Raw genomic sequence first — 15,074 nt, 5'->3', positions numbered from 1 at the left:
CCTCTGCTTGTAAGGCAGATGCTCTCCCGGCTGAGCTAATCACCCTTCACTCTCGAAGTGGGGCGCATTCTAGAGAGCGATCCGAACCTTGGCAAGCTCTTTTTTTAAAAAAATCTGCAATCGTTCCAAAGGCTTAGCGATGGGTTGGCCAATACGTCCCGGCAGAGAATAATGCGCGCTTTGCGTACTTTGGAGAGACCGCCACATGTGGTTCCGCAACCTGCTCGTCTATCGCCTCACCCAGGATCTGCCGTTCGACGCCGAGGCACTGGAGGCTGCACTGGCCAGCAAACTGGCCCGCGCCTGCGCCAGCCAGGAGCTGACCACTTATGGTTTCATCGCGCCCTTCGGCAAAGGTGCCGATGCACCGCTGGTACATGTCAGTGGCGACTTCCTGCTGGTGGCCGCGCGCAAGGAAGAACGCATTCTGCCGGGCAGTGTGGTGCGTGATGCCTTGAAGGAGAAAGTCGACGAGATCGAAGCGCAGCAGATGCGCAAGGTCTACAAGAAGGAGCGCGACCAGCTGAAGGACGAGATCGTCATGTCCCTGCTGCCCCGCGCCTTCGTCCGCCGCTCGGCTACGTTTGCCGCCATCGCCCCAAAGCTCGGCCTGATCCTGGTCGACTCGGCCAGCGCCAAGAAGGCCGAAGACCTGCTGTCGACCCTGCGCGAAGTGCTGGGCAGCCTTCCAGTTCGCCCGCTGGCGGTGAAGATGGCGCCGACTGCCACCCTCACCGACTGGGTCAAGACCCAGCAGGCCGCGCCGGACTTCTTCGTGCTTGATGAGTGCGAGCTGCGTGACGTCAACGAAGACGGCGGCGTGGTGCGCTGCAAGCGCCAGGACCTGACCAGCGAGGAAATCCAGCTGCACCTGTCGTCCGGCAAGCTGGTCACTCAACTGTCGCTGGCCTGGCAGGACAAGCTGTCCTTCGTGCTCGACGACAAGCTGGTGATCAAGCGCCTGCGCTTCGAGGATCTGCTACAGGATCAGGCTGCCCAGGACGGTGGCGACGATGACCTCGGCCAACAGGACGCCAGCTTCACCCTGATGATGCTGACCTTCTGCGACTTCCTGCCGGCACTGGTCGAAGCTCTGGGCGGCGAGGAAATCCCGCAAGGTATCTGACCAGCCGGACAACTTTGGTAACCTTTGCCAGGGCTCGCTCGTCCTCTCGGGCTTGCCCTGTGCAATCCACTGTGCAGAATAGCGAACAACGCGGGGACGACCTCGCAACTCCCCTTCGAGTCATCATCCGGGACGGCCCGCTCATCAGTAGTTAGGAGCCCTCTCATGTCCTGGATCATCCTGCTTTTTGCCGGCCTGTTCGAAGTCGCTTGGGCCATCGGCCTGAAGTACACCGACGGCTTTTCCCGCCCCATGCCTACCCTGCTCACCGTGAGCGCCATGGTGGTCAGCATCGGCCTGCTCGGGGTGGCCATGAAGGAACTGCCGCTGGGCACGGCCTACGCCATCTGGACCGGAGTCGGCGCGGTGGGCACGGTGATCGCAGGCATTCTGCTGTTCGGCGAGGCCATGACGCTGGTGCGCCTGGCCAGCGTCGGCCTGATCGTCGCGGGGCTGGTCGGCCTCAAACTCAGCCACTGAAAATGCATCGACGAAAAAGCCCGCCAATTGGCAGGCTTTTTCTTGCAGCTCGGCTCAGCGCTGATCGCCACGTAACTGCGCAACCTGCTCCTGCAACACCAGCCTGCCGGTGTCCGGCGGCAGCGGTTGGCCAGCGATCAGGTTGATCCGCGACCAGAAGCGCTTGAACAGGCCCTTGTGCGGAGCGCGGCTGAAGAAGCTACCCCACAACCCCTGCAACGCCATGGGGATCACCGGTACCGGGTTGGCCGCGAGGATGCGCTCGACCCCGGCCTTGAACTCGTCGATCTCGCCGCTGGTGGTCAGCTTGCCCTCGGGGAAGATGCACACCACCTCGCCCTCTTCCAGGTACTTGGCAATACGGGCGAAGGCCGCCTCGAACACCTGCGGGTCTTCGTTACGCCCGGCGATGGGCACGGTGCCGGCGGTGCGGAACACGAAGTTGAGCACCGGCATGTTGTAGATCTTGTAGTACATGACGAAACGCACCGGCCGGCGGATGGCACCGCCGATCAGCAGTGCATCGACGAAGGACACGTGGTTGCACACCAGCACCGCAGCCCCCTCGTCCGGGATCACGTCCAGATTCTCGTGGCGCACCCGGTACATCGAGTGGCTGAGCATCCAGATCAGGAAGCGCATGGTGAACTCGGGCACCACCTTGAAGATGTACAGGTTCACCGCGATGTTCATCAGCGAGATGGCCAGGAACAGCTGCGGAATGGACAGCTCGGCCACGCTCAGGAACAGAATCGAGACAATGGCCGCCGCCACCATGAACAGCGCATTGAGTATGTTGTTGGCGGCAATCACCCGCGCCCGCTCATGCTCCTCGGTGCGCGACTGGATGAGGGCGTACAGCGGCACGATGTAGAAGCCGCCGAACATACCGATGCCGAGAATGCAGCCAAGTACCCACCACGCCTGGCCCACGCCGAGCAGACTGAGCCAATCGTAGCTGGCCGGCGCCGGCGGAAAGCTGCTGGACACCGCCCAGAGCAAAATGCCGAACAGGCTTAGACCAGCCGAGCCGAACGGCACCAGACCGATCTCCACCTTGTGCCCGCTCATGCGCTCACACAGGATCGAACCCAGGCCGATGCCCACCGAAAACACCGCGAGAATCAGCGTCACCACACTCTCGTCGCCGTGCAGCAGTTCCTTGGCGAAGGCCGGAATCTGCGTCAGGTACACCGCGCCGAGGAACCAGAACCAGGAATTGCCCACCAGCGAGCGCGACACCGCCGGGCGCTGGCCCAGCCCCAGGCGCATGATCCGCCAGGTCTGACGGAAGATGTTCCAGTCCAGCACCAGGCTTGGCAGACCTGCCGCGGCGGCCGGGATGGCGCGGCTGGCCAGGTAGCCGAGCACCGCCACCAGCACCACGCTCGCCGCCACCAGCGCGGCATAGCTGTCACTGGCCAGCAGCACGCCGGCGCCGATGGTGCCGGCAAGAATGGCGAGGAAGGTGCCCATCTCCACCAGGGCGTTGCCGCCGACCAGTTCGTGTTCTTCCAGTGCGGCCGGCAGGATCGAGTACTTCACCGGCCCGAACAGCGCCGACTGAGTCCCCATGGCGAACAGCGTGGCCAGCAGCAGCGGCAGGCTGCCGAGCAGAAAGCCAGCCGCGCCGAGCAGCATGATGAACACCTCGGCCAGCTTGATCTGGCGAATCAGACTGTCCTTGGCGAACTTCTCGCCGAACTGGCCGCCCAGGGCGGAGAACAGGAAGAACGGCAGGATGAACAGCAGCGCGCAGAGGTTGACCAGCAGATCGCGGTCGGCGCTGACACTGAGCTTGAACAGAATGGCGAGGATCAGCCCCTGCTTGAACACGTTGTCGTTGAACGCGCCGAGCAGCTGGGTAATGAAGAAGGGCAGGAAGCGCCGGGTGCCGAGCAGGGCGAATTGCGAGTGTTGGGTCATCGTCCTTGTACCTGTCTGAGGCCAAACGGCCGTCCTGCATTGGACTCCATCTGGCCTGCGCAAAGCCACACCCGAATGCAGCTTTTGCGCAGTGACAGGCTCAGATCGGCAGTTGCCCCAGCGCCCAGCGCAGCAGGAAGAACACCAGCAGGCCACCGCCAATGGTGGCCAGCAGATGACGGGTCAGCGCCGCGATGGCGATGGTCACCAGACCGGCCAGCAGGTAGGCATTGTCCAGGCTCAGCGCCCAGTGCTGACCATCGGGCAGGAACATACCCGGTACCACGATGGCGGTCAGCACGGCGGTCGGTACGTAGTGCAGGCCCTGGCGCACCAGCGGCGGAAAACGCAGGTCGGGAAAGGCGAACAGGCTGTAACGGGTGGCGAAGGTGATCGCCAACATGCCAAGGATCAGTATCCAGTTGTCCATCACAGCTCCTTGTCCAGCAACAGGCGGTAGCGCTGCTCCAGCACCACGCCAACGACAATACCGGCAGCCGCCGCAGCCATCAGCCCGAGCTTGTACGGCAGGCCATGGCAGGCCAGCGCCACTGCACCCGCCACCAGCGCCGCCGCCACTTGCGGGCGGTTGCGCAGCATGGGCACGACGATGCCAATGAAGGTCGCCAGCATGGCGAAATCCAGACCCCAGGCGCCGATGTTCGGCACTGCCTGGCCAAACAACAGGCCAATCAGGGTGCAGGCCAGCCAGTTGCCATACATGGCCAGCCCGGCACCCAGGAAGTACCAGTGCTTGTGCGGCGACGCATCCTTCTCCGCGTAGCGGTGCTGGACCACGGCGAAGGCTTCGTCGGTCAGCCAGAATGCCAGTGGCACACGCCAGCGCTTGGGCAGATGGCGGACGAAAGGCTGCAGGGTCGCGCTGTAGAGGGCGTGGCGCAGATTGACCACCAGCGTGGTCAGCCACAGCACCAACAGGGTCGCGCCGCCACCGAGCAGGCTGATGGCGATGAACTGGGCGGAGCCGGCGAACACCAGCACCGACATGCCGATGGTCTGCCAGGGCGTGAGACCGGCGGCGCCGGCCAAGCTGCCATAGATGATGCCGAACGGCATGGCACCGAGCAGCATCGGCAGCATGTCGCGCAGGCCTTGGAAAAACTCGTGTTGACGGGACATGGAACCTCCTTGAGCTGCGGAGGTTAACCAATGGGTCAGGTCGGGTCTTGAACAATCTTGCGCATATAAAGAGGGCACCAGCCGAGGACAGCGACTGGATGGCGCTCCGTTTTCAGTCGCGACTCAAGTGAAGTCTGATGAAGAAACTGCTACCCCATCAACCCGCACAGGCACTGCGGTACTCACCCGGAGCCACGCCATAGGCCTGCTTGAACTGACGACCAAGATGGCTCTGGTCGGCAAAGCCCAGCTGCATCGCCACGTTCAGTGGCGTGCAACCGCTTTTCAGCAACGCCCGCGCCTGTTCCAGGCGGCGTTGCTTGAGCCAGGCATGCGGCGGTAACCCCGTGGCGCGACGAAACACCCTAGCAAAGTGAAACGGCGACAGATTAACCGCCGCCGCCAGTGCTTCGAGCGATGGCGGCTCGACCAGGCTGGCCGCCAGCAACTCCTTGGCCCGCGCCACCGCGCCAGGCTCTCTTCCAGCCGGGCGCGTCGAGGGCACCCGGGCATAGCGCTGCAGCAGAAGCAGCATGGCCTCGCGCCAGAACGTCTGGCGCTGCAGCGTCGAGCTGTCCGGACTCTCCAGCAGGCGGTGCAACTGAATCAGCAGCGCCACCAGCTCGGCGTCACGATGCACGCTGCCATCGAACATGGGCGCACTGCCATGAGGCAGTTCGAGCTCCGCCAACAGCTCGCGGAACTGCTCCGCACGTGGATAGTAGACACGGTAGCGCCAGCCCTGCTCGCTGGCCTTGGAGCCGGTATGCACCTCGCCCGGGTTAAGCAGGGCAATACTGCCCGCCGCCGCCAGGTGTTCGGCCCCGCGATAGCGATAGCGTTCGGCGCCCTCCTCCAGCACGGCGATGGCATAACCCTCGTGTACATGAGGATCGAAGCTGTGCTCGATGAAGCGTGCGGAGAGCAGCTCCAGCCCCTCCAGATCGGCTACGGAACTGAAACGAGACTGTTCACCGGTCATGCGGCTCAGGCGCCGAAGCGCGCCTCCAGGCCCAGCTTCACCTGCGGCCACTCAGCATCGGTGACGCTGAACATCACGCTGTCATCGAGCCGGCCCTCGGCCAGACGCCGGTGGTTGCGCAGAACGCCTTCGCGCACCGCACCGAGCTTGGCGATGGCGGCCTGGGAGCGCAGGTTGCTGCCAGCGGTTTTCAGTTGCACGCGTACCAGCTGCCACGCCTCGAAGGCGTGGCGCAGCATCAGGTACTTGATCATCAGGTTCAGGCCGCTGCCGTGCTGGCGCGCATCGAGCCAGGTCGAGCCGATCTCGGCCGCCGGCAGCACCGGATTGAAATCGAAGAAGCGCGTGGTACCGACCAGTTCGCCGGCCAGGCGGATGGCGAATACCACTGCGCGCCCCTCGCGCTGGTCGAGCAGTGCCGTGCGGTAGTAATCCGGACGCAGGGTGCCGCTCATGTACTGCTGGTTGCCCCGGTTGGCTTCGGCCAGCTCCAGCAAGGCGGGCAGGTCCGCTTCGGTCAGGGGCTCCAGGCGCAGCGCGCCCTGTTGCAGGGTAACGGGGTGGGGCTGGAACATCGGGGCAACTCTTCTCACACGTTTACGGCCGATCACGCTATCAGCCCGCAGCGCCCGCCTCAAGCGGCCTGCGACCTTGGTCGCGCCTGACGAACGGCATGTCCCGTGCGAGACTTAGCGCAGCCGTTGCCACACCTGGAGCCCGCATGTCGCTGTCCGGCGGTTTGATCGCCTTCGTCGCCCTGGTCTACATGGCCGTCCTGTTTGCCATCGCCTTCTATGGCGACCGCCGCCGCACGCCCCTGTCGCCACGGGTGCGCGCCTGGGTCTACAGCCTGTCGCTGGCGGTGTACTGCACCAGCTGGACCTTCTTCGGCGCGGTGGGCCAGGCCGCCGGCGAGCTGTGGTCGTTCCTGCCGATCTACCTGGGGCCGATCATCGTCCTGCTCTTCGCGCCCTGGGTGCTGGAAAAGATGGTGATGATCAGCAAGCAGGAGAACATCACCTCGATCGCCGACTTCATCGCCGCCCGCTATGGCAAATCCCAGTCGCTGGCGGTGGTGGTGGCGCTGATCTGCCTGGTCGGCGTGCTGCCCTATATCGCCCTGCAACTCAAAGGCATCGTGCTCGGCGTCAACCTGCTGATCGGCGCCTCATCCAGCCTCAAAGGCCAGGACACCGCGCTGATCGTGTCCGTGGTGCTGGCCGTGTTCACCGTACTGTTCGGCACCCGCAACCTGGATGTGACCGAACACCATCGCGGCATGGTGCTGGCCATCGCCTTCGAGTCACTGATCAAACTGCTGGCCTTCCTCGCCGTTGGCGTTTTCGTTACCTGGGGCCTGTTCGACGGCTTTGGTGACCTGTGGAGCCAGGCGCGCCAGGCCCCGGAGCTGAACGACTTCTGGGCGCACACGGTGAGCTGGCCGTTCATGCTGGTACAGACCGGCCTGGCGATGGCCGCCATCGTCTGCCTGCCGCGCCAATTCCACGTCAGCGTGGTGGAGAACAACGACCCGAGCGACCTGCGCCTGGCGCGCTGGGTATTCCCCGCCTACCTGCTGCTGGCCGCGCTGTTCGTGGTGCCTATCGCCCTGGCCGGCCAGTTGTACCTGCCCCAGGGCGTGTTGCCGGACTCCTTCGTCATCAGCCTGCCGCTGGCCGAGGCGCACCCGGCACTGGCCCTGCTGGCGTTCATCGGCGGCGCCTCGGCGGCCACCGGCATGGTGATCGTCGCCTCGGTGGCGCTGTCGACCATGATCTCCAACGACATGCTGCTGCCGCTGCTGCTGCGCCGGCAGAGTACCGAGCGGCCCTTCGAGGCCTTCCGCCACTGGATGCTCAGCGCCCGCCGGGTGAGCATCCTGATCATCCTGTTACTGTCCTATGTCTGCTACCGCCTGCTCGGCACCAACGCCAGCCTGGCCACCATCGGTCAACTGTCGTTCGCCGCCATCGCCCAGCTCGGCCCGGCCATGTTCGGCGCGCTGCTGTGGAAACAGGCCAACCGTCGCGGCGTGTTCGCCGGCCTTGGCGCCGGCAGCCTGGTGTGGTTCTACACCCTGGTACTGCCGCTGATGGCCGGTGGCATGCGCTGGTCGCTGGACCGCTTCCCGCTGCTGCCGGAGATGCTCTACTACCCGGTCGGTATCGAGATCGACCCGCTGACCCGCGGCGTGCTGCTGTCACTGGCGGCCAACTGGGCGATCTTCGCTTTGGTGTCCTGGTTCTCCCGCACCCGCGTCTCCGAGCACTGGCAAGCCGGCCGTTTCATCGGCCAGGATTTCGGCAGCCGCCCCAGCGGCCGCAGCCAGTTGGCCGTGCAAGTGGCGGATTTGATGCAGCTGGCCGCACGCTTCGTCGGCGAGGAACGCGCCCGACAGAGCTTCGTGCGTTTCTCCTACCAGCAGGACAAACCCTTCAACCCCAGCCAGAACGCCGACAGTGAATGGATCGCCCACACCGAGCGCCTGCTTGCCGGTGTGCTCGGTGCCTCCAGCACCCGAGCCGTGGTGCGCGCTGCCATCGAAGGCCGCGAGATGCAGGTCGAAGACGTGGTACGCATCGTCGACGAAGCCTCCGAGGTCCTGCAGTTCAACCGCGCCCTGCTGCAGGGCGCGATCGAAAACATCACCCAGGGCATCAGCGTGGTCGACCAAAACCTGCGCCTGGTGGCCTGGAACCACCGCTACCTGGAGTTGTTCGAGTACCCCGAAGGCCTGATCGGCGTCGGCCGGCCGATTGCCGACATCATTCGCCACAATGCCGAACGCGGCCTGTGCGGCCCGGGCGAGGTGGAAAGCCACGTCACCCGGCGCCTGCAGTGGATGCGCCAGGGCAACGCACACACCTCCGAGCGCCTGTTTCCCAATGGCCGGGTCATCGAACTGATCGGCAACCCCATGCCCGGTGGCGGCTTCGTCATGAGCTTCACCGACATCACCGCCTTCCGCCAGGCCGAGCGCGACCTCAAGGACGCCAACGAGGGCCTGGAACAACGGGTCGCCGAACGCACCCAGGAGCTGTCCCAGCTGAACCAGGCGCTGAGCGATGCCAAAGCCAACGCCGAAGCGGCCAACGCCTCCAAGACCCGCTTTCTTGCCGCCGTCAGCCACGACCTGATGCAGCCGCTGAACGCCGCCCGCCTGTTCTCCGCCTCCCTCGCCCACCAGCAGGAGGCCCTGCCGCGCGAGGCCCGCGAACTGGTGCGCCATCTGGACAGCTCATTGCGCTCGGCCGAGGACCTGATCACCGACCTGCTGGACATCTCGCGCCTGGAAAGCGGGCGCATCACCCCGGAGCGCCACGTCTTCCCGCTGGGCCAGCTGATTGACGCCCTGGGCGCCGAATTCAAGGTGCTGGCCCAGGAACAGGGCGTGGATTTTCGTCTGGTCAGCAGCCAGCAGCGCATCGACAGCGACCCGCGCCTGCTGCGGCGGATCCTGCAGAACTTCCTCACCAACGCCTTCCGCTATGCCAAGGGCCATGTACTGCTCGGCGCCCGGCGCGAAGGCCAGTACCTGCGCCTGGAAGTGTGGGACCGCGGCCCCGGCATTCCCGAGGACAAGCGCAAGGTGATCTTCGAAGAGTTCAAGCGCCTGGACAGCCACCAGACCCGTGCGGAAAAAGGCCTGGGCCTCGGCCTGGCGATTGCCGACGGCCTGTGCCGGGTGCTCGATCATCGCCTGGAGGTGCGCTCCTGGCCGGGCAAAGGCAGCGTGTTCAGCGTGCGCGTACCGCTGGTGCGCGGCCCTGCCCCGCAACCTCAGCCGGTGCTCTCCGCCAGCGAGGTCAATGGCCACAGCCTGGGCGGCGCCCAGGTGCTGTGCATCGACAACGAGGACAGCATCCTTACCGGCATGCACAGCCTGCTGTCGCGCTGGGGTTGCCAGGTGTGGACGGCACGCAACCGTCTGGAGTGCGAACACCTGCTGGACGAGGCGGTGCAGCCTCAGTTGGCCCTGGTCGACTACCACCTGGACGAAGGTGACACCGGTACCGAGCTGATGGCCTGGCTGCGCACGCGCATGGGCCAGCCGCTGCCCGGCGTGGTGATCAGCGCCGACGGCCGTCCCGAGCTGGTCGCCGCCGTGCATGCGGCTGGCCTGGACTTCCTGGCCAAACCGGTCAAGCCAGCAGCCTTGCGCGCGCTGATCAGCCGCCACCTGCCACTCAGCTAGGCGCAACCGACAGCGCAAATAATTCACTTAGTCGATACATAAAAGCGGATTTTTGCGCTTTTTATCAGCAATAAATCGATAGATCATCCCCTCCATCTCCTGCGGCGCACTCTGGCGCCCAGGCCATGGAGCCATCAACATGATCGACGTACGCCCTTTCGCTTCCCTCGGCCACGCCGACCACGGCTGGCTGAATGCCCGCCACCATTTCTCCTTCGCCGAATATCGGGACCCCGAGCGGGTCAACTGGGGCCGCCTGCGCGTCTGGAACGACGACGAAATCGCCGCTGGCTCGGGTTTTCCGACGCACCCGCACCACGACATGGAGATCATCACCTACGTCCGTGAAGGCGCCATCACCCACCGCGACAACCTGGGCAACCAGGGCCGCACCGAGGCCGGTGACGTGCAGGTGATGAGTGCCGGCACCGGCATCGCCCACTCCGAGTACAACCTGGAAGCGGTGACCAGCAAGATATTCCAGATCTGGATCATCCCGGATCAGCAGGGCGAAGCACCGTCCTGGGGCGCCAAGCCGTTTCCCAAGGGCGAACGTGCCGGCCAGTTCGTCATCCTGGCCAGCGGCCATGGGCGTGACGAAGAGGCCCTGCGCATCCGTGCCGATGCGCGGCTGGCCGCCGCCACCCTGAACGCCGGACAAAGCGCCGAGTACCCGCTGGGCCGTCTGCGCAAGGGCTACCTGGTGGCCGCCAAGGGCCGCATCGAGGTCAACGGCGTGGCGGCCGACGAGCGCGACGGCGTGGCCATTGCCGATGAGGAGGTGGTACGCGTGACCGCCCTCGAAGACAGCGAGGTGGTGCTGGTCGACGTGGCTTGACCTGGAGCAAGCGGCAGGACGCCGCGAGCGGCTAGACTGCGCCCATCGGCCAGCCGAAGGAACGACCATGCCAGCCAGTCTCGAACTTGTCCTCGATCTTGCCACTGCCCTGGCTGCCGGCCTGCTGATTGGCGCTGAGCGGGGTTGGCGCGCTCGCGCCAGTGACGACACCCATCTGGTCGCAGGCATCCGCACCTTCGGCCTGGTCGGCCTGCTGGGCGGTCTGGCCGCCCTGCTCGGCCAGCAGTTCGGCATGGCCAGCTGGATCGCCGTGCTGGTGGTGGTTGGCCTGCTGGCGCTGGCCGGCTACCTGGGTGAGGTCAAACGCAGCGGCGACCTGGGCCTGACCAGCGAGATCGCCCTGCTGGTCACCTTTCTCCTCGGCAGCCTGGCGCTGGCCCACGAACGCAGCCTGGCGGCCGGCGGTGCGGTCGTGGTGGCCCTGCTGCTGAGCCTCAAGGAGCCCCTGCACAGCGGCCTACGCCGGCTCTCCGAGGCAGAGCTGTCAGGTGCACTAAAGCTGCTGTTCATCTCTCTGGTTCTGCTGCCGGTGCTACCCAATCAGGGCTATGGCCCCTGGCAGGCCTTCAACCCCTACGCGGTGTGGTGGATGGTGGTGCTGATCGCCGCCATCGGCTTCGCCGCCTACGTGGCCATCCGCGTCATTGGCACTCGCCACGGCATGCTGGTCACCGCGCTGCTCGGCGGCATCGTCTCGTCCACCGCCATGACCATGACCCTGTCGCGCCTGCACACTGGCCGGCAGATGCGCGCCTTGCTGGCCAGTGCCCTGCTGGCCACCTCGGCCCTGATGTTTCCGCGCGTGCTACTGGAAGTCGGCCTCATCAACCCCGAGCTGCTGCCATCCCTGCTGTTGCCACTGGGCCTCGCCGGGTTGGTCTATGCGGCCGGCGCCCTGGTGTTCTACCGCATCGCGGATGGCGAGCTGCGCGAGGCAATCGAGCCCCCGTTGAAAAACCCTTTCGAGCTGGGTCCGGCCCTACGCTTCGCCGCCTTGCTGGCAGTCATCCTGCTGCTGATCGAAGCGGCGCGTGCCTGGTTCGGTCATGCCGGGGTATGGGGGGTGGCCATCCTCTCCGGCCTGACCGATGTGGATGCCATCACCCTGTCCCTGGCACGTAGCGCAAAAGCCGACATGGCCGCGGAATTGGCCATACAGGGCATCTACCTGGCCGCCTTCAGCAACAGCCTGGTCAAGGCCGGGCTGATCGCCCTGATCGGCGGCCGCGAGCTGGCCTTACGCACTTTACCGGTGATGGGTGCAGGTCTTTTGCTGGGGCTGGCGGCCCTGCTGCTGGTCTGACCTACTCGCCCGCCTCGTCCAGCTGCGGCACGCCCGCGGCGCGCTCGATCAGCTCGGCCGGCAGGCTCTTGCTGGCACGGGCACCAAGCAGCTTGAGATTCTCGACCCGGTTGATCAGGTTGCCGCGCCCTTCGCAGAGCTTGTTGCGCGCCGCGTCGTAGGCCTTGTCCAGCTGCTTGAGGCGGCTGCCGACTTCGTCCAGGTCGCCGATGAAGGCAACGAACTTGTCGTACAGCTGCCCGGCACGCTCGGCGATGTCGCGGGCGTTCTGGCTCTGCCGCTCCTGACGCCAGAGGCTGTCGATCACCCGCAGGGTGGCCAGCAGGGTGGTCGGACTGACGATCACGATGTGCTGCTCGAAGGCCTCCTGGAACAGGCCCGGATCGGCCTGCAAGGCGGCGGCGAAGGCTGCCTCGATCGGCACGAAGAGCAGCACGAAATCCAGGCTGTGCAGGCCCTCCAGGCGCTGGTAGTCCTTCACCGAGAGGCCCTTGAGGTGGCTGCGCAGGCTCAGCACATGCTGCTTGAGCGCCGCGCCGCGGGCGTCTTCGTCCTCGGCGGCGAGCAGCGCCTGGTAGGCGGTGAGGCTGACCTTGGCGTCCACCACCACCTGCTTGTCGCCGGGTAGCTGGATCAGCACATCCGGCTGGAAGCGCTCGCCGTCGGCACCCTTGAGGCTGACCTGGGTGTGGTACTCGCGCCCCTTCTCCAGGCCGGCATGCTCCAGCACCCGTTCCAGCACCAGCTCGCCCCAGTTGCCCTGGGTTTTCTGGCCCTTGAGCGCGCGGGTCAGGTTGGTCGCCTCATCACCCAGGCGCTGGTTCAGCTGCTGCAGGCGCTCCAGCTCCTTGGCCAGGGAGAAACGCTCGCGGGCCTCATTCTGGTAACTCTCCTCGACACGCTTTTCGAAGGCCTGGATGCGCTCCTTGAGCGGGTCGAGCAGCTGGCCCAAGCGCTGCTGGCTGGTCTCGGCGAAGCGCTGCTCACGCTCGTCGAAGATCTTTCCCGCCAGCTCCGCGAACTGCGCGCGCAGCTCGTCACGGGCGGCCTGCAGGTCGGTCAGACGCTGCTGATGGTGCTCCTGCTGCTCGCGCAGCTCGGCGGCCAGGCTGGCGCGCTGGCTTTCCAGTTGGCGCAGCTGGCCTTCCTTCTGTTCACGCTCACGGTTCCAGTCCTGCGCCGCCTGCTGCGCCGTCTCGCGCTCGCGCCCCAGCAACTCACGCTCACGGCGCAGCGCGGCTAGCTCGGCCTGCTGGCCGCTGTTGTCCTGCTGCAGGGCGCGCAAATCGTCCTGCAGGCCGTCGATCTGTGCGCTCAGCCCCTCCTGGGCCAGGCGCGCCTGGGCCAGGCGTTCCTCCAACAGCAGGCGTTCGGCGGCCTGAGCCGCCTGCGCACTCTGCAGACGCCAGGCCAGTACGGCCAGGGGTACGGCGCCCAGCAACAGACCAAGTAACAGATTGGGGAGATCAGGAGCAAAGGACAGAGGCACGGGCACACTCGCAGCGGGTTAAGAACTTCCGGCAGTATACCCATGGGGCGCTCAGACCTCAGGGCTTGAGAAGCGAGCACTACGCACGAAGGGCCTGATAGGCCATGCAGTTTCTCTGTGAGAGCGACTTTAGTCGCGATGCCTTTGGCCTGACCTGATCGCGACTGAAATCGCTCCCGCAAAAGCCTGTCTCGGCATCGCCCCTGCGATTAGGGGGAGCACATAAAACAGGGCCGGGCCAATAAAAACTGTGGCTGCTACGCGAGCTTGGAGAGCCGGCGCTCAGGGCAAGCGCTTGAGCAGACGCACTGCCTCGTGGGAGCCCTGGGCAGCCGCCATCTCCAGCCAGTGGCGCGCCTGTGCGAACTCGGCCTGACGCGGCTGGCTGTAATAACGCGCCAGCTCCAGCTGCGCACGCAGATCACCTGCCCGGGCAGCCTGGCGCAGCAGCTCCAGACCGATGCGACGGTCGCGGGTGTTGCCGCAGTCGCGGCACAGCAGTTGCCCCAGACGACTCTGTGCCACGACAACCCCCTGACGAGCAGGCTGCTTGAGCATGCGTCCGGCGATACGTTTGACACTGGCGTGATGCCCCAGGCGTGGACGATCGAGCAGCCACAGGGCCAGGCGGGTGGGCAGGCGAGTGCCGGCGTCGGACGGGTGCTGGGTGGCGTGGAGAGCGCGAGACTTCATGTAGGCTTTGGCTGACATCGGGGCGCGCCACTCTACTCTCTTTTTTCGCCGGGTAAAGACTTGCAAAACCCGACCGCTTGCGTTCTAGAGCGAGGACTCTAAACAGTCCACAGAAGCTGTGGATAACTCCGTGGATAACTTGGTGAAAATCGGTCTCAACCCCCGTCCACTGGGGTTCACAGACAAACTGTCGATTTTTTCACCAGCAATAAAAATCTATATTTTTCAATAACTTAAAAATTGAATAAGAAGAATCAAGCAGTTACGACGGATTGTGACACTAGCTTGACAAGCTGCGCCGCTATTGTGCACAAGTGCTTGGCCTAGCTGCCGGCAATGCCCCTTTTCAGAGCGCGGCAGGTGCGACAATTGAACCCTCTGCGGCAAGTGACCGCACGCCCCTTTAGCTGCTAGATTGGCCAGCCATGAAGCTCAGCCCATTACATCGCGCCGCCACCGCCTGGATGCTCTATGTGTGCATCCTGAGCAACCTGCTGGCCTGCGCCATCGCCCACGGCCAAGATGCTGGGCTGCAGCTGAGCGGCATCGGCGGGCTGTACTGCTCGACGAGCGGCAACACCGGCATCGGGTTCGCCGATGATTTCAACAGCAGCGACAGCGCCAGCATGAGCAACCCCTTCACCTGCGCGCTGGGTGCCAATGCCGTGGTCAGCCTTGGCCTGCTCTTTGTCCTCGCCTGGCTGCTACGCCCTGCCCGCACACCGCGTGCCCTGCGCGAGCAGCAGAGCAAGGCCCCTCCCCGCTACTTCTGGCCCTCGGCCAATCCCCGCGCCTCTCCCCAGTTCTGATCCCGGCCGTCATCCCGGCCACTGGTAATTCATCTCTGCCATTTACGAGTGCAACGGCTCGCTTGCCGTGCC

Annotated in this window: 13 protein-coding genes; 6 read left to right on the top strand and 7 right to left on the bottom strand. The window is 65.1% G+C overall.

Features of this window, described 5'->3' with window-relative positions; genetic code table 11:
* Positions 1-205: 205 nt before the first annotated feature.
* Together rdgC and sugE are read left to right on the top strand one after the other, a co-directional pair.
* On the top strand, positions 206-1,126 hold the full coding sequence (gene rdgC, locus P7A97_RS04530; RefSeq protein ID WP_277688737.1) for a recombination-associated protein RdgC: 921 nt from the start codon (positions 206-208) through the stop codon (positions 1,124-1,126).
* Between the two features lie 165 nt (positions 1,127-1,291).
* Entirely contained in the window at positions 1,292-1,606 is a 315-nt protein-coding gene (gene sugE, locus P7A97_RS04525) for a quaternary ammonium compound efflux SMR transporter SugE (RefSeq protein ID WP_277688736.1), read from the top strand.
* A 54-nt stretch (positions 1,607-1,660) separates the two neighbouring features.
* Here the strand turns inward: sugE and P7A97_RS04520 are convergent, their stop codons facing one another.
* The 5 genes from P7A97_RS04520 to P7A97_RS04500 all read right to left on the bottom strand — a co-directional run bounded on the left by P7A97_RS04520 (position 1,661) and on the right by P7A97_RS04500 (position 6,229).
* Complete coding sequence (locus tag P7A97_RS04520) at positions 1,661-3,532, bottom strand: MFS transporter (protein ID WP_277688735.1); 1,872 nt, start codon at positions 3,530-3,532, stop codon at positions 1,661-1,663.
* Positions 3,533-3,632: 100 nt separating this feature from the next.
* A complete protein-coding gene (locus P7A97_RS04515) occupies positions 3,633-3,962 on the bottom strand; it encodes an AzlD domain-containing protein (RefSeq protein WP_277688734.1) in 330 nt (109 codons plus the stop codon).
* The gene (locus tag P7A97_RS04510; protein WP_277688733.1) at positions 3,962-4,672 is read right to left on the bottom strand and encodes an AzlC family ABC transporter permease; all 711 of its coding nucleotides are present in this window, start codon (positions 4,670-4,672) and stop codon (positions 3,962-3,964) included. Before P7A97_RS04510 ends, P7A97_RS04515 begins: the two co-directional genes overlap by 1 nt.
* Positions 4,673-4,829: 157 nt before the next feature.
* A complete protein-coding gene (locus P7A97_RS04505) occupies positions 4,830-5,654 on the bottom strand; it encodes an AraC family transcriptional regulator (RefSeq protein WP_277688732.1) in 825 nt (274 codons plus the stop codon).
* A 5-nt stretch (positions 5,655-5,659) separates the two neighbouring features.
* Positions 5,660-6,229, bottom strand: coding sequence for a GNAT family protein (locus P7A97_RS04500; RefSeq protein ID WP_277688731.1), 570 nt, complete (start codon positions 6,227-6,229; stop codon positions 5,660-5,662).
* A gap of 146 nt (positions 6,230-6,375) precedes the next feature.
* Between P7A97_RS04500 and P7A97_RS04495 the strand changes: the two genes are divergently transcribed.
* The 3 genes from P7A97_RS04495 to P7A97_RS04485 all read left to right on the top strand — a co-directional run bounded on the left by P7A97_RS04495 (position 6,376) and on the right by P7A97_RS04485 (position 12,011).
* Positions 6,376-9,849 (top strand): PAS domain-containing hybrid sensor histidine kinase/response regulator, encoded by a 3,474-nt coding sequence (locus tag P7A97_RS04495; RefSeq protein WP_277688730.1) that lies wholly within the window; start codon positions 6,376-6,378, stop codon positions 9,847-9,849.
* Positions 9,850-9,988: 139 nt separating this feature from the next.
* Positions 9,989-10,687, top strand: coding sequence for a pirin family protein (locus tag P7A97_RS04490; protein WP_277688729.1), 699 nt, complete (start codon positions 9,989-9,991; stop codon positions 10,685-10,687).
* Positions 10,688-10,754: 67 nt separating this feature from the next.
* On the top strand, positions 10,755-12,011 hold the full coding sequence (locus tag P7A97_RS04485) for an MgtC/SapB family protein (RefSeq protein ID WP_277688728.1): 1,257 nt from the start codon (positions 10,755-10,757) through the stop codon (positions 12,009-12,011).
* Position 12,012: 1 nt separating this feature from the next.
* Here P7A97_RS04485 and rmuC read toward each other — a convergent pair whose 3' ends face one another.
* Positions 12,013-13,374 carry a DNA recombination protein RmuC gene (gene rmuC, locus P7A97_RS04480; RefSeq protein WP_277688759.1) on the bottom strand — a complete coding sequence of 454 codons (1,362 nt, stop codon included), beginning with the start codon at positions 13,372-13,374 and terminating at the stop codon, positions 12,013-12,015.
* Positions 13,375-13,782: 408 nt separating this feature from the next.
* Positions 13,783-14,211: a sel1 repeat family protein gene (locus P7A97_RS04475; RefSeq protein WP_347177303.1), complete on the bottom strand. Its 429-nt coding sequence runs from the start codon at positions 14,209-14,211 to the stop codon at positions 13,783-13,785.
* Positions 14,212-14,618: 407 nt separating this feature from the next.
* Here P7A97_RS04475 and P7A97_RS04470 point away from each other — a divergent pair, with 407 nt between their 5' ends.
* Entirely contained in the window at positions 14,619-15,002 is a 384-nt protein-coding gene (locus P7A97_RS04470; protein WP_277688727.1) for a DUF2946 domain-containing protein, read from the top strand.
* Positions 15,003-15,074 lie beyond the last annotated feature (72 nt).

It is taken from the genome of Pseudomonas sp. GOM6 (assembly GCF_029537485.1).
In the GTDB taxonomy this organism is placed as follows: domain Bacteria; phylum Pseudomonadota; class Gammaproteobacteria; order Pseudomonadales; family Pseudomonadaceae; genus Aquipseudomonas.
Note: the sequence above shows the minus strand (reverse complement) of the source record. Positions and strands in the feature narration are given on the sequence as shown.

Bases quoted from the DNA above. Each gene is read 5' to 3' on its own strand.
- rdgC (WP_277688737.1), top strand. From the start codon at position 206: ATGTGGTTCCGCAACCTGCTCGTCTATCGCCTCACCCAGGATCTGCCG.
- sugE (WP_277688736.1), top strand. From the start codon at position 1,292: ATGTCCTGGATCATCCTGCTTTTTGCCGGCCTGTTCGAAGTCGCTTGG.
- P7A97_RS04520 (WP_277688735.1), bottom strand. From the start codon at position 3,532: ATGACCCAACACTCGCAATTCGCCCTGCTCGGCACCCGGCGCTTCCTG.
- P7A97_RS04515 (WP_277688734.1), bottom strand. From the start codon at position 3,962: ATGGACAACTGGATACTGATCCTTGGCATGTTGGCGATCACCTTCGCC.
- P7A97_RS04510 (WP_277688733.1), bottom strand. From the start codon at position 4,672: ATGTCCCGTCAACACGAGTTTTTCCAAGGCCTGCGCGACATGCTGCCG.
- P7A97_RS04505 (WP_277688732.1), bottom strand. From the start codon at position 5,654: ATGACCGGTGAACAGTCTCGTTTCAGTTCCGTAGCCGATCTGGAGGGG.
- P7A97_RS04500 (WP_277688731.1), bottom strand. From the start codon at position 6,229: ATGTTCCAGCCCCACCCCGTTACCCTGCAACAGGGCGCGCTGCGCCTG.
- P7A97_RS04495 (WP_277688730.1), top strand. From the start codon at position 6,376: ATGTCGCTGTCCGGCGGTTTGATCGCCTTCGTCGCCCTGGTCTACATG.
- P7A97_RS04490 (WP_277688729.1), top strand. From the start codon at position 9,989: ATGATCGACGTACGCCCTTTCGCTTCCCTCGGCCACGCCGACCACGGC.
- P7A97_RS04485 (WP_277688728.1), top strand. From the start codon at position 10,755: ATGCCAGCCAGTCTCGAACTTGTCCTCGATCTTGCCACTGCCCTGGCT.
- P7A97_RS04475 (WP_347177303.1), bottom strand. From the start codon at position 14,211: ATGTCAGCCAAAGCCTACATGAAGTCTCGCGCTCTCCACGCCACCCAG.
- P7A97_RS04470 (WP_277688727.1), top strand. From the start codon at position 14,619: ATGAAGCTCAGCCCATTACATCGCGCCGCCACCGCCTGGATGCTCTAT.